The organism is Caballeronia sp. GAWG1-5s-s (assembly GCF_023631445.1).
Taxonomy (GTDB): Bacteria; Pseudomonadota; Gammaproteobacteria; order Burkholderiales; family Burkholderiaceae; genus Caballeronia.
The window spans coordinates 20,657-37,198 of sequence record NZ_JALQDC010000005.1 but is presented as its reverse complement, the minus strand read 5'-3'; the positions used below and the strand labels follow the sequence as shown (position 1 = coordinate 37,198).

Sequence of the window (16,542 nt, the reverse complement as noted above, 5' to 3'; positions counted from 1 at the left end):
GTGCGAGGCCCGGTCACTCGACAAGCAACCGAGCCGAAGCGCACGGCTTAGCGATGGTGCTCGGCGTAGTAGCCCGCAGCCTGATCGAGCTCCGCCTGAGCCTGCTTCAACAACTGCTTGGCCTTTTCTGCGTGACCGCCGAACTGACCGTGACCGGCCGATTGCGCGGCCTCGATGTGCCGATATCCCTGATCGACGAGCTGGTGCGCGCCTTCGATGTCGTGATTGACTGCACCGCCAGCAGCCATCGCAGCGGTAGCGGCAAATGCGAGGGCAGCAGCAGTGATGATCGAGCGTTTCATATGTCTTTCTCAGTTGCGTTGTTGAGCAGCAGACGACACGGTAAGAGACGGTCTCTTCGTGTCGTTGACGGCGAATCGCGCTGCTTTGCAGCTATTCGCTGAGGCCTACAACGTTACTGAAGCACATGCCGCTGACTTGGCAGATTTTCCTTTTCGTAACCGCGAATTACGAGATCAGTCGGGTCTGCTTTTGTTATAGCGAAGGGAAGTTAGCACTCCGGTGCATTGCACGAGGTTCGTCGCGCAACAGCGAAAGGGCGTCTCAATGCATTGGACGCCGCATTCGCAGACTCACGAGCAGATCAACCGAAAAGGCGTTCAACGCCGTACGTGATCGCCAGCCCGCCACCGACCAGCCACACGTAGAGGATCCCGCCGGTTGCGATCGCCCGCGGGCCGGCTTCCCGAATCTGCGCGATGCGCGTTTCCATGCCGAGCGCAGTCATCGCCATCGTGAGTGCGAAGGTATCGAGCGTGTTGAGCGTGCTCGTGGCGCTTTCCGGCAGGATATGCAGCGAATTGACGACGACGAGTGCGAGGAATCCGAGCGCGAACCACGGCACCGCGAGCTTGCCTTTTGCATGGTTGACGCTCGTTGCCGCATCGCCGCGTGCCCGGTTGATCCATACGCCGACCACGAGCAGCACCGGCACCAGCAACATCACGCGCGTCATCTTGACGATCGTCGCGATGTGCGTCGCCTCCGGGCTCACGTTGCTCGCCGCGCCGACGACCTGCGCGACTTCGTGGATCGTGCCGCCAAAGAAAAGCCCCGCGCCGAGCGTATCGAGGTGCAGCCATCCCGCGTGCATCGCGATCGGATAAAGGAACATCGAGAGCGTGCCGAACAGCACGACGCTTCCGACCGCCATCGCGCTCTTGTGCGGCTTGGATTGCAGCGTCGATTCGAACGCGAGCACGGCCGCCGCGCCGCAGATCGCGCTGCCGGCCGCCGTGAGGAGCGCCGTATCGCGGTCGAGCTTCATGAGCTTCATGCCGACCCACGTGCCGATAACGAGCGTGCTCACGACGACGAGCGCCGATACGGCGAAGCCCGGCAGGCCGACTTGCGCGATCTCCTGAAGACTTACGCGCAGTCCAAAGAATGCCACCGCGATGCGCAGGAGCTTGCGCGCCGAGAAGTTGACGCCGGCGGCCCAGCTTTGCGGCATGCCGTCCTTGAGCGCATTGCCGTAGAGCGCGCCCGCCACGATTCCGACGATCAGCGGGCTGATCCCGAGCCCGGCGATGGCAGGAAGCGCGGATAGCCGCGTGACCGCAGCGGCGAACAGCGCGACGAACAGGATGCCGTTGAGTTGACCACGGGTGGACGAACCGGAGGCAAGCGAGGCGGGGGCGGTGGACATATACGGCGTCCTTCGATGAGCATTTAAGCGATGCCGCTATCCTAGTTCGGATATATGCATATGAGAAATCGTGATTTAGAATGCCAAATATCAGCTATCACGATACTTGCACGCCATGACCCCCGACCAGTTGATAACCTTCGCCACTGTAGCGGAGCACGGCAATATCAGCCGGGCGGCGGTTGCATTGCATCTTTCGCAGCCCGCCGTGTCGGGCCAACTCCGTTTACTGAATGAAGAATTCGGTGAACCGCTGTATCAGCGAGACGGACGCGGCATCCGACTCACGCCTGCTGGCGAAGGGCTGCTCGGCTACGCGACGCGCTTGCGAGAGGCGTACCAGCAAGCGCACGCGCTGCGCGACGCGATGCGCGGGCTGGAAAGCGGCACGTTGCGCATCGGCGCGAGCACGACGCCCGCGAGTTATCTGCTGCCATACCTGATCGCGGCGTTTCGCCAACGCTACCCGGACGTCGTCGTCACGACCATCGACGGGAACACGGCGGAAATCGTCGCGGCGCTCGGCTCGCTCGATGTCGCGATCATCGAGGGACCGGCCGGCCTTGGGCTGCCGCCAACGGCGGGCGTGACGCCTTGGCTCGACGACGAAATCGTGGCCATCGTGCGCGGCGGGCATCCGCTTGCCGACGGCCGTGTCGGGGCGACGCTGGAGGTCATCGGCGGGCATCCGCTGGTTTTGCGCGAGCGCGGTTCGGGCGTGCGCCAGATCGTCGAGCGGGCGTTCGCCGAAGCTGGGGTGGAGATGCGCGTCGCGCTCGAGATCGCAGGCGTGGAGGGCGTGAAGGAAGCGGTGCGGGCGGGCATGGGCATCGGCTTCGTCTCGGCGATGTCCATCCGTCACGAGGACGATGCGCTGCGGCGTCTGCATATCGCGCCCGAGCCGCTCATGCGGCGTTTCTCGATTTTGCTGCCACATGCAGCCGCGCCGTCGCGCGCAGCGGCGCGATTTCTCGAGATCTGCGAAGACCGCGCCGCGATCGGCTAGGGAATTCCACTATGGCGCGAGCGCCTCGTCAGGGCGCAGTATCCGAACTCAGTCAGGCGCTTCGGCGTCTTTTTTGAATGCGATATTGGAACCGGTTCCATGAGACAGTCGAGCAGCAGCGCCAGAACCGAAGTCGTGATCGTCGCGAGCGCGTTCGGCGTCGATGCGATTCGCCGCGACGGTCATGCCGCGTGGGCGGAGAAGGCGTCGCTCTCGGGCGCGGACGGTTTCGAGGTGCGTCGCGAACTGTGCGAAGACGCCAGCCTGGACGCACTCACGCGGCTCGGCGAGCGCATCCGGGCCGCTGGTTTATGGGCCGTGCATTCGACGCCTGCCGCGCTATTTTCTGCTGACGGCTCGCTCGACCATGAAGCGCTTGCGCTCGCAATCGATGAAGCGCGAGCATTGGATGCGCGCATCGTCAAGCTGCAACTAGGCGGCGACGAGCGCGGCGTGGCGACGGATTCCGCGACGCTGGAGGCGCTCACACGCGCCACCGACGGCTCTCCGGCCCGGGTGTTGGTCGAGAACGGTCAATTGCGGGCGGGCGGTTTGCCGAATGCATTCGAAATGCTATTTGCCGCGCTGCCGGCCGAGAGCAATCTTGCAATGACTTTCGATACCGGCAACTGGCGCTGGGCCGACGTCGATCCGCTCGACGCCGCCAGGCGGCTCGGGCAGCACGTCGGCTATATCCATTGCAAGGCGACGCAAGGCGAGGGCGCGCGGCGCTTCGCCGTCGCCCCGGACCATGACGACACGCAGTTCGCCGCGCTTCTCGCCCATTTGCCGTCCGATGCGCCACGCGGCATCGAATTTCCGTTCCGCGACGAAGCCGACGCGGCGACTCAGGTGGCGCGCATCGCGGCGTTCTGATTTGAATTCTGTACGCAAAAGACAAGGATCGAACATGCAGGTTGAGCACGAAGCTCTGGATGTCGTCACCTACGGCGAAGCGATGACGATGTTCGTCGCCGCGGAAACGGGTGATCTCGCGTCGGTCGGCCACTTCACGAAGCGCGTCGCCGGGGCGGATCTTAATGTCGCCATCGGCTTGTCGCGGCTCGGCTTTAAGGTCGGCTGGATGAGCCGCGTCGGCCGCGATTCGTTCGGCCGCTACGTGCTCGACGTGCTCGCGGCGGAAGGCATCGACGCGCGCTGCGTGAGCATCGACGAACGCTATCCGACAGGCTTTCAGCTGAAGGGTAAATGCGACGACGGCAGCGATCCGGCAGTCGAGTATTTTCGCAAGGGCTCGGCGGCAAGCCATCTTTCGGTGGACGATTACGTCGCCGACTACGTGCTCGGCGCGCGTCACCTGCACCTCACGGGCGTCGCGCCGGCGATCTCGGCAAGCTCGCGTGAACTCGCGTTCCATATGGCCCGCGAAATGCGTGCCGCAGGCAAGTCGATCTCCTTCGATCCGAACCTGCGCCCGACGTTATGGCCGTCTCGGGAAGCGATGGCCGAGTCGCTGAACGCGCTCGCCGCGCTCGCCGACTGGGTTCTGCCCGGCGTGAGCGAGGGCCTCGTGCTTACCGGTTATGCCGCGCCCGAGGACATCGCGGCGTTCTATCTCGATCGCGGCGCGAAAGGCGTGGTCGTCAAGCTCGGCGCAGACGGCGCATACTTCCGCACCGCCGATGGCGACTCCGGCGTCGTTGCCGGCGTGCCGGTCGCTAACGTGGTCGATACCGTCGGCGCTGGGGATGGCTTCGCAGTCGGCGTCGTCAGCGCGCTGCTCGAAGGGCGCAGCGTGCGCGATGCAATCGCGCGCGGCAATCGCATCGGCGCATTGGCGATTCAGGTGATCGGCGACAGCGAAGGCCTGCCGACGCGCGAGGCGCTCGATGCGCTCGAATCACAGGATCACAACGACAAGAACGACAAGAACGACAAGACGGCCCAAGCCGCGATCATCGTCTGACATCGCGAGACGACACCGAGGCGAGCTCGATCACGACCTCGCCCTAAACACCCGACACTCAGCGTTCGGAGACAACATGCACACATCCTCGACACCCAAGCTCGCCGTGCGCCGCTGGTGGACGATCATGCCGATCGTCTTCATCACGTACAGTCTTGCGTATCTCGACCGCGCGAACTACGGCTTCGCTTCGGCCGCCGGCATCAATCAGGACCTCGGGATCAGCAAGGGACTGTCGTCGCTGATCGGCGCGCTCTTTTTCCTCGGCTATTTCTTCTTCCAGATTCCGGGCGCGATCTACGCGGAACGCCGTAGCGTCAAAAAGCTCGTGTTCTGGAGCCTCGTGCTGTGGGGCGGATGCGCAGCGGCGACCGGCATGGTCAGCAACATTCCGTCGTTGATGGCGATTCGCTTCGTGCTCGGTATCGTCGAAGCGGCAGTGATGCCCGCGATGCTCGTCTTCATCGCTAACTGGTTCACGAAGTCCGAGCGATCGCGCGCCAATACGTTCCTCATTCTCGGCAATCCGGTGACGGTGCTGTGGATGTCGGTCGTATCCGGCTATCTCGTGAATTCGTTCGGCTGGCGTCACATGTTCGTCGCCGAAGGTCTTCCGGCGATCGTGTGGGCGGTGATCTGGTGGTTCATCGTCAAGGACAAGCCCGCGCAGGTGAGCTGGCTTTCGGATCAAGAGAAGCGCGATCTCGATGCGACGCTGCGCGCGGAGCAGGCCGCGATCAAGCCGGTGAAGAACTATCGCGAAGCCTTCAAATCGCCCGCGGTCATGAAGTTGTGCGCGCAGTATTTCTGCTGGAGCATCGGCGTGTATGGCTTCGTGCTGTGGCTTCCGTCGATTCTGAAGAGCGGCTCGACGCTCGGCATGGTCGAGACGGGATGGCTTTCGTCGGTGCCTTATCTCGCGGCCACCATTGCGATGCTGCTGGCCTCGTGGGCATCCGACAAGCTGCAGGCGCGCAAGGCGTTCGTGTGGCCCTTCCTGTTGATCGGCGCGGTGGCGTTCGCGGGTTCGTATCTGCTTGGGACAACTAACTTCTGGGCTTCGTACACTTTGCTCGTGATTGCCGGTGCCGCCATGTATGCGCCGTACGGGCCTTTCTTTGCGATCGTGCCCGAGTTGCTGCCGAAGAACGTCGCAGGCGGAGCGATGGCGCTCATCAATAGCATGGGCGCGCTGGGCTCCTTCGTGGGTTCCTACGTGGTCGGTTATCTGAATGGGGCGACCGGGTCGCCGGCGGCCTCGTACGTGTTCATGAGCGTTGCGCTCTTGCTTTCTGTTTGGTTCACGTTGGCTGTCAAGCCTCAGGCGGCCGTTCCGGCTTCGGGGGTATTGCGGTCTTGATGTATGCGGTTTCGTGCGACTGGCTTCGTCGGTATGTTGGCGTTGAATCGCACAACGGATTAATTGACACGTTAAGCTGAAGCAAGAACCGCAAAGAGAATTCATCGCTCACAGGGCGCAACCCAAATTCCGACCATGACCCAGAAAAAGATCGTAGCCTACAAGCCCCTACCACCCGACGTGGAAGCGTACCTTCGCACGCACGCGGAAGTCGTCAACGTCGATCCGAAGGACCACGCCGCGTTCGTAGCGGCGCTCAAGGACGCCGACGGCGCCATCGGCGCAAGCGTGAAGATCACGCCCGATATGCTCGAAGGCGCGACGCGCCTGAAGGCGTTATCGACCGTATCGGTGGGCTTCGACAACTTCGACGTCGACGACCTGACGCGTCGCGGCATCGTCCTGACGCACACGCCCGACGTGCTGACCGAATCCACCGCCGATACGGTCTTCGCGCTGATTCTTGCGAGCGCGCGCCGCGTCGTCGAACTCGCCGAATGGGTGAAGGAAGGCAACTGGAAGGGAAGCATCGGCGAAGCATGCTTCGGCGTCGACGTGCAGGGCAAGACGCTCGGTATCGTCGGGCTCGGGCGCATCGGCGGGGCAGTCGCGCGGCGCGCGGCACTCGGCTTTCGCATGAACGTGCTCTATACGAACAGGCAGCCCAACGAGCAAGCCGAGCAGCAGTATGGCGCGAAGCGCGTTCCGCTCGACGAACTGCTTGCGCAGTCCGATTTCGTGTGTCTGCAAGTGCCGCTCACGCCCGAAACGCGCGGTCTGATCGGCGCGAACGAGTTGAAGAAGATGAAGCCGAGCGCGATTCTCATCAATGCGTCACGCGGGCCGACCGTCGACGAAGACGCGCTCATCGAAGCCCTGAAAAACGGCACGATCCGCGCCGCCGGTCTCGATGTGTTTCAGCAGGAGCCATTGCCAGCCGATTCGCCGCTTCTCTCGATGAAGAACGTCGTCGCGCTGCCGCACATCGGCTCGGCCACGCACGAAACGCGGCATGCAATGAACCGCAATGCCGCGGAGAATCTGATCGGCGCGCTCGACGGCACGCTCACCGAAAACATCGTCAATCGCGAAGTGCGGATGCGCTAACCGCGATGGGATCGGCGCGTCGCATGCGATAACATGCGCTTGGGCGGCACGCTTGCACCGCCTCGCATTTTGTATGCAACGCGCATCGGCGCTCGACGAGCACGAGCCAGTCCTCACGACACATCATGTCCGACGATCCCAACAAGCAGACTCTTCGCCCGCTGACTTTCGCCGCGCGACGCGCGACGATCACCGACGTCGCACGCGAGGCCGGCACCGGCAAGACCAGCATTTCGCGTTATCTGAACGGCGAGACGGGCGTGCTCTCGCTCGAACTACGTGAGCGCATCGAAGCGGCCATCGCGAAGCTCGACTATCGGCCGAACCAGATGGCGCGCGGCCTGAAACGCGGGCGCAACCGGTTGATCGGCATGTTGCTCGCGGACCTCACCAATCCCTATTCGGTCGAAGTGCTGCAAGGTGTCGAGGCCGCTTGCCATGCGCTCGGCTACATGCCGCTCATCTGCCATGCCGCGAACGAGGTCGACATGGAGCGGCGTTATCTGCAACTGCTCACCACCTACCGCGTGGAAGGCGTGATCGTCAACGCGCTCGGCGTGAAGGAAGAACTGCTGCAGGGCTTCACGCAAGGCGGCATTCCGGTCGTGCTCGTGGACCGCACGGTCGAGGGCATCGTCACCGATATGGTCGGTCTCGACAATCCTGCCGCCGTGGCGCTCGCCACGCGTCATCTCGTCGATGAAGGCTTCGACGAGTTGCTCTTCATCGTGCAGCCGGTGACGCACGTGAGTTCCCGACGCTTGCGCGAAGCCGCGTTTCGCGAGACCGTCGCGACGCTCGGCGCAAGCGGTTCCACGCTCGTGCTCGATCTCTCGGATGCCGCATCCGCGCTCGCCGAAATGGACCGGCGTGTCGATACCGCGCGCTCGGCCGGCAAGCGCGTGGCGCTTTTCGCGGCGAACGGGCCAGTTGCGCTGCGCGTCGCCGTGCACCTGAAGGAGCGGCACGGCCCAAACTGGCAGGCGAGCGTCGCGCTGCTCGCCATCGACGATTCGGAATGGGCGGAACTCGCGGGCATGACGGCGGTTCGTCAGCCGACCTACGACATCGGCCGGCGCGCGGTCGAGTTTCTGCACGAGCGGCTCGGCGGTGCGTTGATGCCGGCGCGTGAGTGCCTGCTGCCGGGTGAACTCATCGTGCGGTCCTCGACGCAGCGCTCGGCCGGCGTCACGCAACAGCCGGCGACCCACGGACTCTGAAGGAACCTGAATGGTCAGCATCCCGACGCTGGCGGGCCTCGTATTCGTGACGCTCGTCGTCGCGGCCATGCCCGTCGTGTTGTACCGAAAGCTGCGCACGCGTTTTGCATTGGTGCCGCGCGAGCCGATTCTCGGCATCGCGGTCTTCGCGCTCTTTGCGATGGTCATCGAGCGCGCGCTGCACGGCTTCGTGCTCGGCAATGCGGTGACGTCGCATTGGTTGTCGAATCCTGTGGTGTTCGTCGTGTACGGCGCGCTCGCGGCGGGCGTATGCGAGGAAGCGGGGCGCTTCGCCGGCATGAAGTGGCTGATCCGGCGCGAGCCCGGTGCGCTCGAACGACACGGCCCGGCGCTCGGCTACGGCATCGGTCACGGCGGAGCGGAAGCCTGGATCGTCGGCGCGCTGGTGCAGGCGCAGTGGATCTTGTATGCAATCCTCGCGAATAACGGCACGCTCGACGCCCATTTCGAAAGCGCGCCGCTCGACGCCCTCGCGCGCATTCACATGATCCTCATGAGCTTGTCGCCGGTGTCGGCGGGCATCTTTCTGGTCGAGCGCGCGAGTGCATTCGTCTTCCAGCTCGGCTTCTCGGCGCTCATGTGGCAACTGCTGCGCGAGCGCTCGCGCGCTGCTCTTGGCGTGCTGATCGCCGCTCATGCGCTCGTCGGGCTGCCCGCAGCGCTGTTTCAGGCGCGCATGATTCCGCTCGTCGCGGCGGATGCGGTGTATCTCGTGCTGGGCGTGATCGTCGCGCTCGCGCTCGTGCGCTACTATCGCCGCGCCGCCAAAGCCGACAATTCAACGTCTCCCGCCGCCCGCCACCACTAACGACCGAAACCGAATGGACGACTACCAATACGACTGCGCGAGCGCGGATATCGACATGCTCGCGCACGCGATCAGCGATCTCTTCCCCGAGCAGACGCAGTTCGCCGAGCGCATCGACGACAACGGCCGTACTTCGCTAATGATTCACTACATCGCGATGCGGTTCGGCTCGACGGCGCGACGCATCACCATCGACGTGCGCTTCGATCCTGGCGCGCTCGCGCGATACCGCGCGCTGCCGCCGCGCTTGCAGGCGCGCAGTTACGCGGTGCTGCGGGCCTATGTCGAGGCGACGCTTGGCTCGCTCGAAGAACGTTATGCGAACGGGGAGGCCGTGCCGCGCGAGGTCGAGATCGAAATGAGCGATGACTTTGCTTGAGCGCACTCAGGGCTGCGCGTGAAGATTGAGAGTGTTGAAGCCGCTCGAAGCAGTTCGAGCGGAAAAGGCACCTTCACGCCATCGAGGCGTATGGATTTCGTCTGTGCGTTGAACGTATGGCGCTTGCAGCGTTGAAGGCGCAAGCCGTTCGCGCGCGTTGATCGGCACTTGGGATAGAGGGGCACTTGCAGATGCCGAGGCGTTCACGCCTCTTCAGAAGCGCTTCAGTCGAGAAGCTCAAGCGTCGCGATACACCTTCGCGAATCGCGCCGCCTTGACCACGCCATAATCGCCCGGTGCATACTGCATTACCCAGTCGCCGGGCTCGCCTATCAGCACGTCGCCCGCAGCGGAGCGCGCGATGCTGAACGGCTCCTGCATCTGCTTCGCGAGCACGACGCTCGGCCGGTTCCGATACGTGCCCGGCTCGCCATGCACGATGCCGCCTTCAGGCGCGTACTTCGCGTCGAAACGTTCGCGCGACACGACCCAGCGTTCGCCCGATGCGCTCGTCACGATGGCGTCGCCCGCCACATAGCGGTTCGGTCCTTCGAGACTCATCAGTTCACCGGCGGCAGCCGCGAATTCGACGGTAACGGCCTCATTCTTTACGACGCGGCGCGCGAGAGGATCGACGGAAAGGTCGGGTTGGGCGAGTTCGAGCATGGGAAAGATGAAGACATGAAGACGAGGTGAAGACCGCGATGCTAACGGCTATTGCGGTATTTTGCATCCATCACGCCGCGCGCATCATGCCGCATGCAGAATGCGAAAAGGCCCGCATCGATGAAATGCGGGCCTCTCGTTCCGGGACAATCGCCGCTTACTTAGGGCTTCGTCGTCGATGCAGCGTCCGCACCGGATGCGCGCGGATGCCGCGACCCATGTTCACGACGACCGTGGTGTTCGCCTTCCTGACGGAAGCTCGTATCGGCGAGCTTCTTCTGTTCGGGCGAGAGGCTCGCGTACAGCGGTTCGAATGCGTCGACCAGACGCTTCGTGCCGTCCGCATTGGCTTGGGTGATTTGCTGATACTGCTTCATGTCGTCCAGCGCGGACATGGTGTCGCGTTGCGCGATGCGTTGGCGATACAGGTCCGCCATCGTGCGGGCGTTTTCACGCATGGCGTCGGCGAAGGGCGCCCACTGTGCTTCCTGCGCGGACGTGATCTTTAAACTCGAATGCAATTGGGCGATGCGTTCTTCAACGCGCGCTTCGCGCTTCGAACCTGCCGGCGCGGCCGCCGACGCGGGTTGGGCGGCGACGGCAGGAGCGGATGCGCTTGCCGCAGGCGCCGACGATTGTGCGAAGACCGCCGTGACGGCGCAGGATGCCGCCAGTGCGACGAGTGTTTTTTTCATTCGTAAGCCTTTCGATCAATGGAAAAGTGGCGAGCCGCGTGGCCGGGCCCCGTCCAACAGTAGGGCCGGCTCGACCGCGAGAATGACGCCATCGCCCGATATTAGTATCACGAATGAGCGACAATCCGCCTGCATTGCCACAACTGCTTACATTCGATACGTCTCTGGAAAAATGCACATCGAATAAAGAATGCCAAACAAAGCCATGCAAAGCCAAGCGAAGGGGATGACGACATGAGACCACCGCGCCTCGATCAACTCGATGACATCGACCGCAATCTGGTCGCGCTCTTGCAGACCAATGCCCGCGACAGCGTCGCGAATCTCGCGCGGCAACTGGGCGTCGCGCGCACGACGGTCATTGCCCGCATCGCGCGGCTGGAGAAGAACAACGTGATCGCGGGCTACGGCGTGCGACTCGGGCAGGACGTGCTCGACGCGAGCATTCAGGCGTACGTCGGCATCAAGCTCGCGCCGAAGTACGGCCGCGACGTGCAGAAGCGTCTCGCGCGCATGCCCGAAGTCCAACTGCTGTGCGCGGTGAGCGGCGAATTCGATTACGTTGCGTGGCTTCGCGCCGACTCCCCCGACCGTCTCAACGACATGCTGGACGAGATCGGCGCGCTTGAAGGCGTCGAGCGGACGACGACATCGATCATTCTGGCACGCAAGATCGACCGCACCGGCTAAGGCATGCAAAGTACATATCGCATCGAACGGTCGTCTAAATGACGAAAACCGTCGCCGTTTCGCATCATTTTGAGTCTAGGATCAATATTCACGGGCTCCTACACTGAGGCGTTCATGCCCCAACAAGGAGACAAAGATGAAAGTGGCACTCGTCGGCGCAGGATTGATCGGTCAAAGCATTGCGCATCTGCTGCGTGAAACGGGCGACTTCGAGGTCGTCGCTTTCGATCGCGACGAACACGCGCTCGCGCAACTCGACGCGCAGGGCATCGCGACGCGCCGCGTCGATTCGGCCGATACGCCGGCCTTGCGTCACGCGCTCGGCGGTTTCGATGCGCTCGTCAACGCGCTGCCGTATTACCTCGCGATCGGCGTGGCATCCGCGGCAAAGTCGGCGGGCGTCCACTACTTCGATCTGACCGAGGACGTGCGCGCGACGCATGCGATTCGCGCCATCGCCGACGGATCGCATACTGCATTCATGCCGCAATGCGGGCTCGCGCCGGGTTTCATCGGCATCGTCGCGCACGATCTCGCCGGACGGCTCGACAACTTGCGCGAAGTGAAGATGCGCGTCGGCGCGCTGCCGCAGTTCCCAACCAACGCGTTGAAGTACAACCTGACGTGGAGCATCGACGGCCTCATCAACGAGTATTGCCAGCCGTGCGAAGCAGTGCGCGAAGGCCGCACGCAATGGGTGCAGCCGCTGGAAGGCGTCGAACATTTCTCGCTGGACGGCATCGAGTACGAAGCGTTCAACACGTCGGGCGGACTCGGGACCTTGTGCGAAACGCTTGCGGGAAGAGTCGAGACGCTGGATTACAAGTCGGTGCGCTATCCGGGGCATCGCGACCTGATGAAGTTCCTGCTCGACGACCTGCGCATGTCCACCGACCGCGACGGCCTCAAGGCGATACTTAAGCGCGCGGTCCCCTCGACGGCGCAGGACGTGGTGCTGATCTTCGTCACGGTGACGGGCATGCGCGGCGGCAGCGATCAACTGGTCCAGCAGGTCTTCACGCGCAAGATCGTCGCGAAGGATGTATGCGGTATGCCAATGAGCGCGATTCAGATCACGACGGCGGGCGCCGTGTGCGCCGAGCTGGATCTGTTTCGCGAAGGCGTCTTGCCGCAGAGTGGCTTCGTGCGGCAGGAGCAGGTTCCGCTGGATGCATTCCTCGCGAACCGCTTCGGCAAGCTCTACGAAGGGGCGAACGCGCTGGAGACGACGCGCCGCCTCGCGGTCGCATAGCACACTCGCTCATGTGTGAGCCACGAGGCGCGCCAGCAGACGCGCCTCGTCGTCCGCAGTCGAGGCCGTGTTGTCGAACATCAGCAGATCGGCGGCGAGCGCATCGTCGGGAAGGAAAAGGCGCTGCCGGTAGTCCTCCCAGTGCGCTAGTTTGTATGCATCATTCGGATCCGCCCGCGCGGCAATGCGCTCGCGCGCGACGTCCTCTCCGACATGCACCCACACGACGCGAATCGTCACATCGTCGTCGATGCCGAGCCATGCGCGATCGAAGAGCCGCCGCTCGCGCACTTCACGCGATAGCGGCGCGACCACGACCACGCTCACGCCGAGGGCCAGATTTTCCGCGGCCGTATCGACGAGACTTCGATACTCCGGGTCGCGCAGATGCTTGATGAAGAGCGGGCTGTCGCGGTCCTGCGGATCGCCCGTCAGCGCGCCGATGGCCGCCGCGCTGTACGCGCCGTAGAGCGTGTCTTTGTCGAGCAGACAGAACGGCTCGCCCGTTTCGCGCATCAGCGGCGCGAACAGGCGCTTCGCAAGCGTCGTCTTGCCGGTTCCCGCGTGGCCGCAAAAGAAAAGCAAGTGCTTCATGGGATCGTATCTTGTATTCAATCGTCGTCACGCGCGCGCTGATAGCGGTTCATCAGCGGCGTCGATGTCACGCCATGCACGATGACCGACGCCGTTATCGCCGCGATGATGATCGGCGTGAGCGGGGCGGCGACCTGCTTCGGAGCGTGCTCGATCGCGTAAAGCAGATAGTAGAACGATCCGACTCCGCGGATGCCGAACCAGCTCATCAATAGCCGCTGCCCGCGCGACGCGCACGAGCCGACGAGTGACGCCTGCACCGCCAGCGGCCGTATCACGAGAAAAAGCCCGCCGATGATGATGACCGCGCGCCACGTGAAGATATCGCGCCACATCGTCGCGAGCACGGAGCCGACGAGCAGCATGATCGCCACTTCGGCGATGCGTTCCAGTTCGATCGTGAAGCCGTGCACGCGCTCAGCCATGAACGCGTACGCGCGGTCGGGATCGGCTGCGGTCGCGCTGAGGTCCCCGACATCCACGGTGCCGACGGCTTCCCGCGCGCCCTTGTCGCCGCTTTCGCGATGCTCGACGCGCCGCATCGCAAGTCCTGCCGCGAACACGGCGAGGAACGAATACGAATGCAGCAACTCGGCGACGCCGTACGACAGCGCGATCAAACCGAGCGCATAGAAGCCTTCCGAGCCCAGCGCTTCGCCGTGGCGCGTGCGCAAGTAGCCCACCACGCGCACCGTCAGTTCGCCGAGCAGCCAGCCGCTTCCAAGCGCCGCGAGCGTGCCCCATACGGCCTGCAGGACGAAGCTCCACTGCAACGCATCGTGCGGCGATGCTTCGAAGCGGCACACTGCAATGCCGAGCAGCGCGAACGGTAGCGCGATGCCGTCGTTCAGGCCGCCTTCGGCGGTCAGCGAGAAGCGCAGCAGATCCGTGTCGCCGGGGGCTTCGACCTGAACGTCGTGCGCGAGAACGGGATCGGTCGGCGCGAGCATCGCGGACAGCAGCAGCGACGCGCCCCACGACATGCCGAGCCCATACGTGCATAGCAGCGTGAGCACGCCGATGGTCAGCACCATCGCGACGAAGCCCAGACGCAGCGGCAGCAGCCAGCGGCGGTCGGTGGGCGGCACGCGCAGGCGCAGCCCGATGGCGAAGAGCGACACCAGCATGCCGACTTCGGTGATGAGGCGCAGGACGGCCGTGTCGCCGTCGAGCTGGACGTGCAGCAGATTCGCGACGCCGGGCCCGAGCAGGAAGCCGATGGCCAGATAGCACATGGCGGTGCTGATCGGAAGGCGTTTGAACGTCGAACTGGCGAGCGCCATCAGAATGAGCACGCCGCCGACGACGAGAAACCAGATCGTCTCGGTCATGAAAGCCTTGAAGCGGTGAGTCGGTTCGAGCCGGGCGAAAGGCCAATGGGGTGGGGCGAGCACGGAGCATGCCCGTGGGCGGCGTTCGGCGTAAGATGGCCGGGCATCGCCATCGGCTCATCTTCGTCTTCGTCGTCTTCGTGTTTGCGTCGCGCACAACGGTCAGGGAGGCTCAGCATGTCACAGCACTTCGATGCAGTCGTCATCGGCACAGGGCAGGGCGGCTCGCCGCTTGCCGTGCGACTCGCGCAAAACGGCAAGCGCACCGCCGTCATCGAGCGGCATCTTTTCGGCGGGACCTGCGTGAACTTCGGCTGCACGCCGACCAAAACCTATGTCGCGAGCGCGCGCGCGGCGCACGTGGCGCGCACCGCCGCGAAATACGGCGTGAATATCGGCGGACCCATTACGGTCGACATGGCGCGCGTGAAGGCGCGCAAGGACGAAGTGATCGGCGCGTCGCGCAACGGCATCGAGCAATGGCTCCATGAAACGCCGAATGTGACGGTATTCAAAGGACACGCGCGCTTCACCGGTCCGCATGCGCTCTCTATCGTAGGCGGCGACGGTGAATCGCACGACATCGACGCCGGCATGATCTTCATCAACACCGGCACGCGCGCCGCGGTGCCGGCCATCGACGGGCTCGACAGCGTGCCCTATCTCACCAATTCGAACGTCCTCGAACTGACGCACGTGCCCGAGCATCTCGTGATCGTCGGCGCGAGCTATATCGCGCTGGAGTTCGGGCAGATGTTCCGGCGCTTCGGCAGCCGCGTCACGCTGCTCGTGCGCGGCGAGCGTATCCTCACGCGCGAGGACGCCGATATCGCTCGCGCGATCCAGGACGTGCTCGTGCGCGAGGGCATCGAATTTCGCTTCGGCGCAGAGCCGCAGCGCGTCGAACGGAGGAACGACGGCGTGCGGATTTCGCTGCGCGACGAATCCATCGACGCGTCGCATCTTCTCTTTGCGACGGGACGCACGCCGAATACCGACGATCTCGGACTCGACAAGGCCGGCATCGACGTAAACCGGCACGGCCTGATCGACGTGGACGGTCAGCTGCGCACGAAAGTGGATGGCGTCTGGGCTATCGGCGACGTGAACGGGCGTGGCGCATTCACGCATACGTCGTGGAACGACTATGAGATCGTCGCGGCCAATCTGCTCGATGGCCAATCGCGCAGTGTGGATACGCGCATCATGACGTACGCGGTGTTCGTCGATCCGCCGTTCGCCCGCGTCGGCATGAGCGAGGAGGACGTGCGGCGAGACGGCCGCGATGCGCTGATCGCGACGATGCCGATGTCGCGCGTCGGCCGGGCGCGGGAACGCGGCGAGACGGACGGTTTCATGAAAGCGCTCGTCGATGCGAAGACGAAGCGCATTCTCGGCGCGGCGATTTTCGGCATTGAGGGTGACGAAGTGATTCATACGTTCGTCGACATCATGAATGCGGACGCGCCGTACACCACGCTGCAACGCGCGATGCATATTCATCCGACGGTGAGCGAGCTTGTGCCGACGTTGTTGGGTGATTTGAAGCCGCTGGGGTGAGGGCGATGGCCGCGGCTGCATCTAAGACGCGACCGCATTTTGAGTGCCGACGCGTGACGCAGGGGCGCGCCAGGCAGGTTCGACCGATGGTGCGCGAGTTGAGCTTAGCTTCGTCCGGCGACTGGTGCCGCTCGCACAATCGAGCCCGCCGCGTCTTTACGTATTTGGCGACGGCATTATGAATGCCAACGCTCCAACGCTGCGCTGCACTAGATGCGCAGTTAGCCGAGGGTGTGTTGATGTAGCCGTTGTGGGCG

17 protein-coding genes are annotated in these 16,542 nt (G+C 63.8%); 11 read left to right on the top strand and 6 right to left on the bottom strand.

The features are described from left to right. Positions 1–47 precede the first annotated feature (47 nt). Together NCR34_RS07790 and NCR34_RS07785 are read right to left on the bottom strand one after the other, a co-directional pair. Positions 48–302, bottom strand: coding sequence for a hypothetical protein (locus tag NCR34_RS07790; protein WP_248319907.1), 255 nt, complete (start codon positions 300–302; stop codon positions 48–50). A 302-nt stretch (positions 303–604) separates the two neighbouring features. Beyond that, entirely contained in the window at positions 605–1,669 is a 1,065-nt protein-coding gene (locus NCR34_RS07785; RefSeq protein WP_248319906.1) for a YeiH family protein, read from the bottom strand. Between the two features lie 115 nt (positions 1,670–1,784). Between NCR34_RS07785 and NCR34_RS07780 the strand changes: the two genes are divergently transcribed. The 8 genes from NCR34_RS07780 (at position 1,785) to NCR34_RS07745 (ending at position 9,497) form a co-directional block, all read left to right on the top strand. Beyond that, a complete protein-coding gene (locus NCR34_RS07780) occupies positions 1,785–2,675 on the top strand; it encodes a LysR family transcriptional regulator (RefSeq protein WP_248319905.1) in 891 nt (296 codons plus the stop codon). 99 nt (positions 2,676–2,774) lie between these two features. After that, positions 2,775–3,551, top strand: coding sequence for a sugar phosphate isomerase/epimerase family protein (locus NCR34_RS07775; RefSeq protein ID WP_248319904.1), 777 nt, complete (start codon positions 2,775–2,777; stop codon positions 3,549–3,551). Between the two features lie 34 nt (positions 3,552–3,585). Further along, on the top strand, positions 3,586–4,602 hold the full coding sequence (locus tag NCR34_RS07770) for a sugar kinase (protein WP_248319903.1): 1,017 nt from the start codon (positions 3,586–3,588) through the stop codon (positions 4,600–4,602). 76 nt (positions 4,603–4,678) lie between these two features. Then, the gene (locus NCR34_RS07765) at positions 4,679–5,962 is read left to right on the top strand and encodes an MFS transporter (protein ID WP_248319902.1); all 1,284 of its coding nucleotides are present in this window, start codon (positions 4,679–4,681) and stop codon (positions 5,960–5,962) included. A 135-nt stretch (positions 5,963–6,097) separates the two neighbouring features. Then, positions 6,098–7,069, top strand: a complete 972-nt coding sequence (locus NCR34_RS07760; protein WP_248319901.1) for a 2-hydroxyacid dehydrogenase — start codon at positions 6,098–6,100, stop codon at positions 7,067–7,069. 125 nt (positions 7,070–7,194) lie between these two features. Further along, entirely contained in the window at positions 7,195–8,289 is a 1,095-nt protein-coding gene (locus NCR34_RS07755; RefSeq protein ID WP_248319900.1) for a LacI family DNA-binding transcriptional regulator, read from the top strand. Positions 8,290–8,299: 10 nt separating this feature from the next. Continuing rightward, the gene (locus NCR34_RS07750) at positions 8,300–9,118 is read left to right on the top strand and encodes a YhfC family intramembrane metalloprotease (RefSeq protein WP_248319899.1); all 819 of its coding nucleotides are present in this window, start codon (positions 8,300–8,302) and stop codon (positions 9,116–9,118) included. Positions 9,119–9,131: 13 nt separating this feature from the next. Then, the gene (locus tag NCR34_RS07745; RefSeq protein WP_248319898.1) at positions 9,132–9,497 is read left to right on the top strand and encodes a DUF3022 domain-containing protein; all 366 of its coding nucleotides are present in this window, start codon (positions 9,132–9,134) and stop codon (positions 9,495–9,497) included. Between the two features lie 237 nt (positions 9,498–9,734). Here the strand turns inward: NCR34_RS07745 and NCR34_RS07740 are convergent, their stop codons facing one another. Beyond that, on the bottom strand, positions 9,735–10,163 hold the full coding sequence (locus NCR34_RS07740) for a PGDYG domain-containing protein (protein ID WP_248319897.1): 429 nt from the start codon (positions 10,161–10,163) through the stop codon (positions 9,735–9,737). A gap of 161 nt (positions 10,164–10,324) precedes the next feature. After that, positions 10,325–10,858 carry a Spy/CpxP family protein refolding chaperone gene (locus NCR34_RS07735; protein WP_248319896.1) on the bottom strand — a complete coding sequence of 178 codons (534 nt, stop codon included), beginning with the start codon at positions 10,856–10,858 and terminating at the stop codon, positions 10,325–10,327. A 234-nt stretch (positions 10,859–11,092) separates the two neighbouring features. Between NCR34_RS07735 and NCR34_RS07730 the strand changes: the two genes are divergently transcribed. Both NCR34_RS07730 and NCR34_RS07725 read left to right on the top strand, forming a co-directional pair. Continuing rightward, on the top strand, positions 11,093–11,548 hold the full coding sequence (locus NCR34_RS07730; protein ID WP_248319895.1) for an Lrp/AsnC family transcriptional regulator: 456 nt from the start codon (positions 11,093–11,095) through the stop codon (positions 11,546–11,548). 136 nt (positions 11,549–11,684) lie between these two features. Beyond that, positions 11,685–12,800, top strand: a complete 1,116-nt coding sequence (locus tag NCR34_RS07725; RefSeq protein ID WP_248319894.1) for a saccharopine dehydrogenase family protein — start codon at positions 11,685–11,687, stop codon at positions 12,798–12,800. Between the two features lie 9 nt (positions 12,801–12,809). Here the strand turns inward: NCR34_RS07725 and NCR34_RS07720 are convergent, their stop codons facing one another. Together NCR34_RS07720 and NCR34_RS07715 are read right to left on the bottom strand one after the other, a co-directional pair. Further along, entirely contained in the window at positions 12,810–13,394 is a 585-nt protein-coding gene (locus NCR34_RS07720) for an ATP-binding protein (protein WP_248319893.1), read from the bottom strand. 17 nt (positions 13,395–13,411) lie between these two features. Further along, positions 13,412–14,725, bottom strand: a complete 1,314-nt coding sequence (locus tag NCR34_RS07715) for a cation:proton antiporter (protein ID WP_248319892.1) — start codon at positions 14,723–14,725, stop codon at positions 13,412–13,414. Between the two features lie 177 nt (positions 14,726–14,902). Between NCR34_RS07715 and NCR34_RS07710 the strand changes: the two genes are divergently transcribed. Then, complete coding sequence (locus NCR34_RS07710; protein ID WP_250499528.1) at positions 14,903–16,285, top strand: FAD-containing oxidoreductase; 1,383 nt, start codon at positions 14,903–14,905, stop codon at positions 16,283–16,285. Positions 16,286–16,542 lie beyond the last annotated feature (257 nt).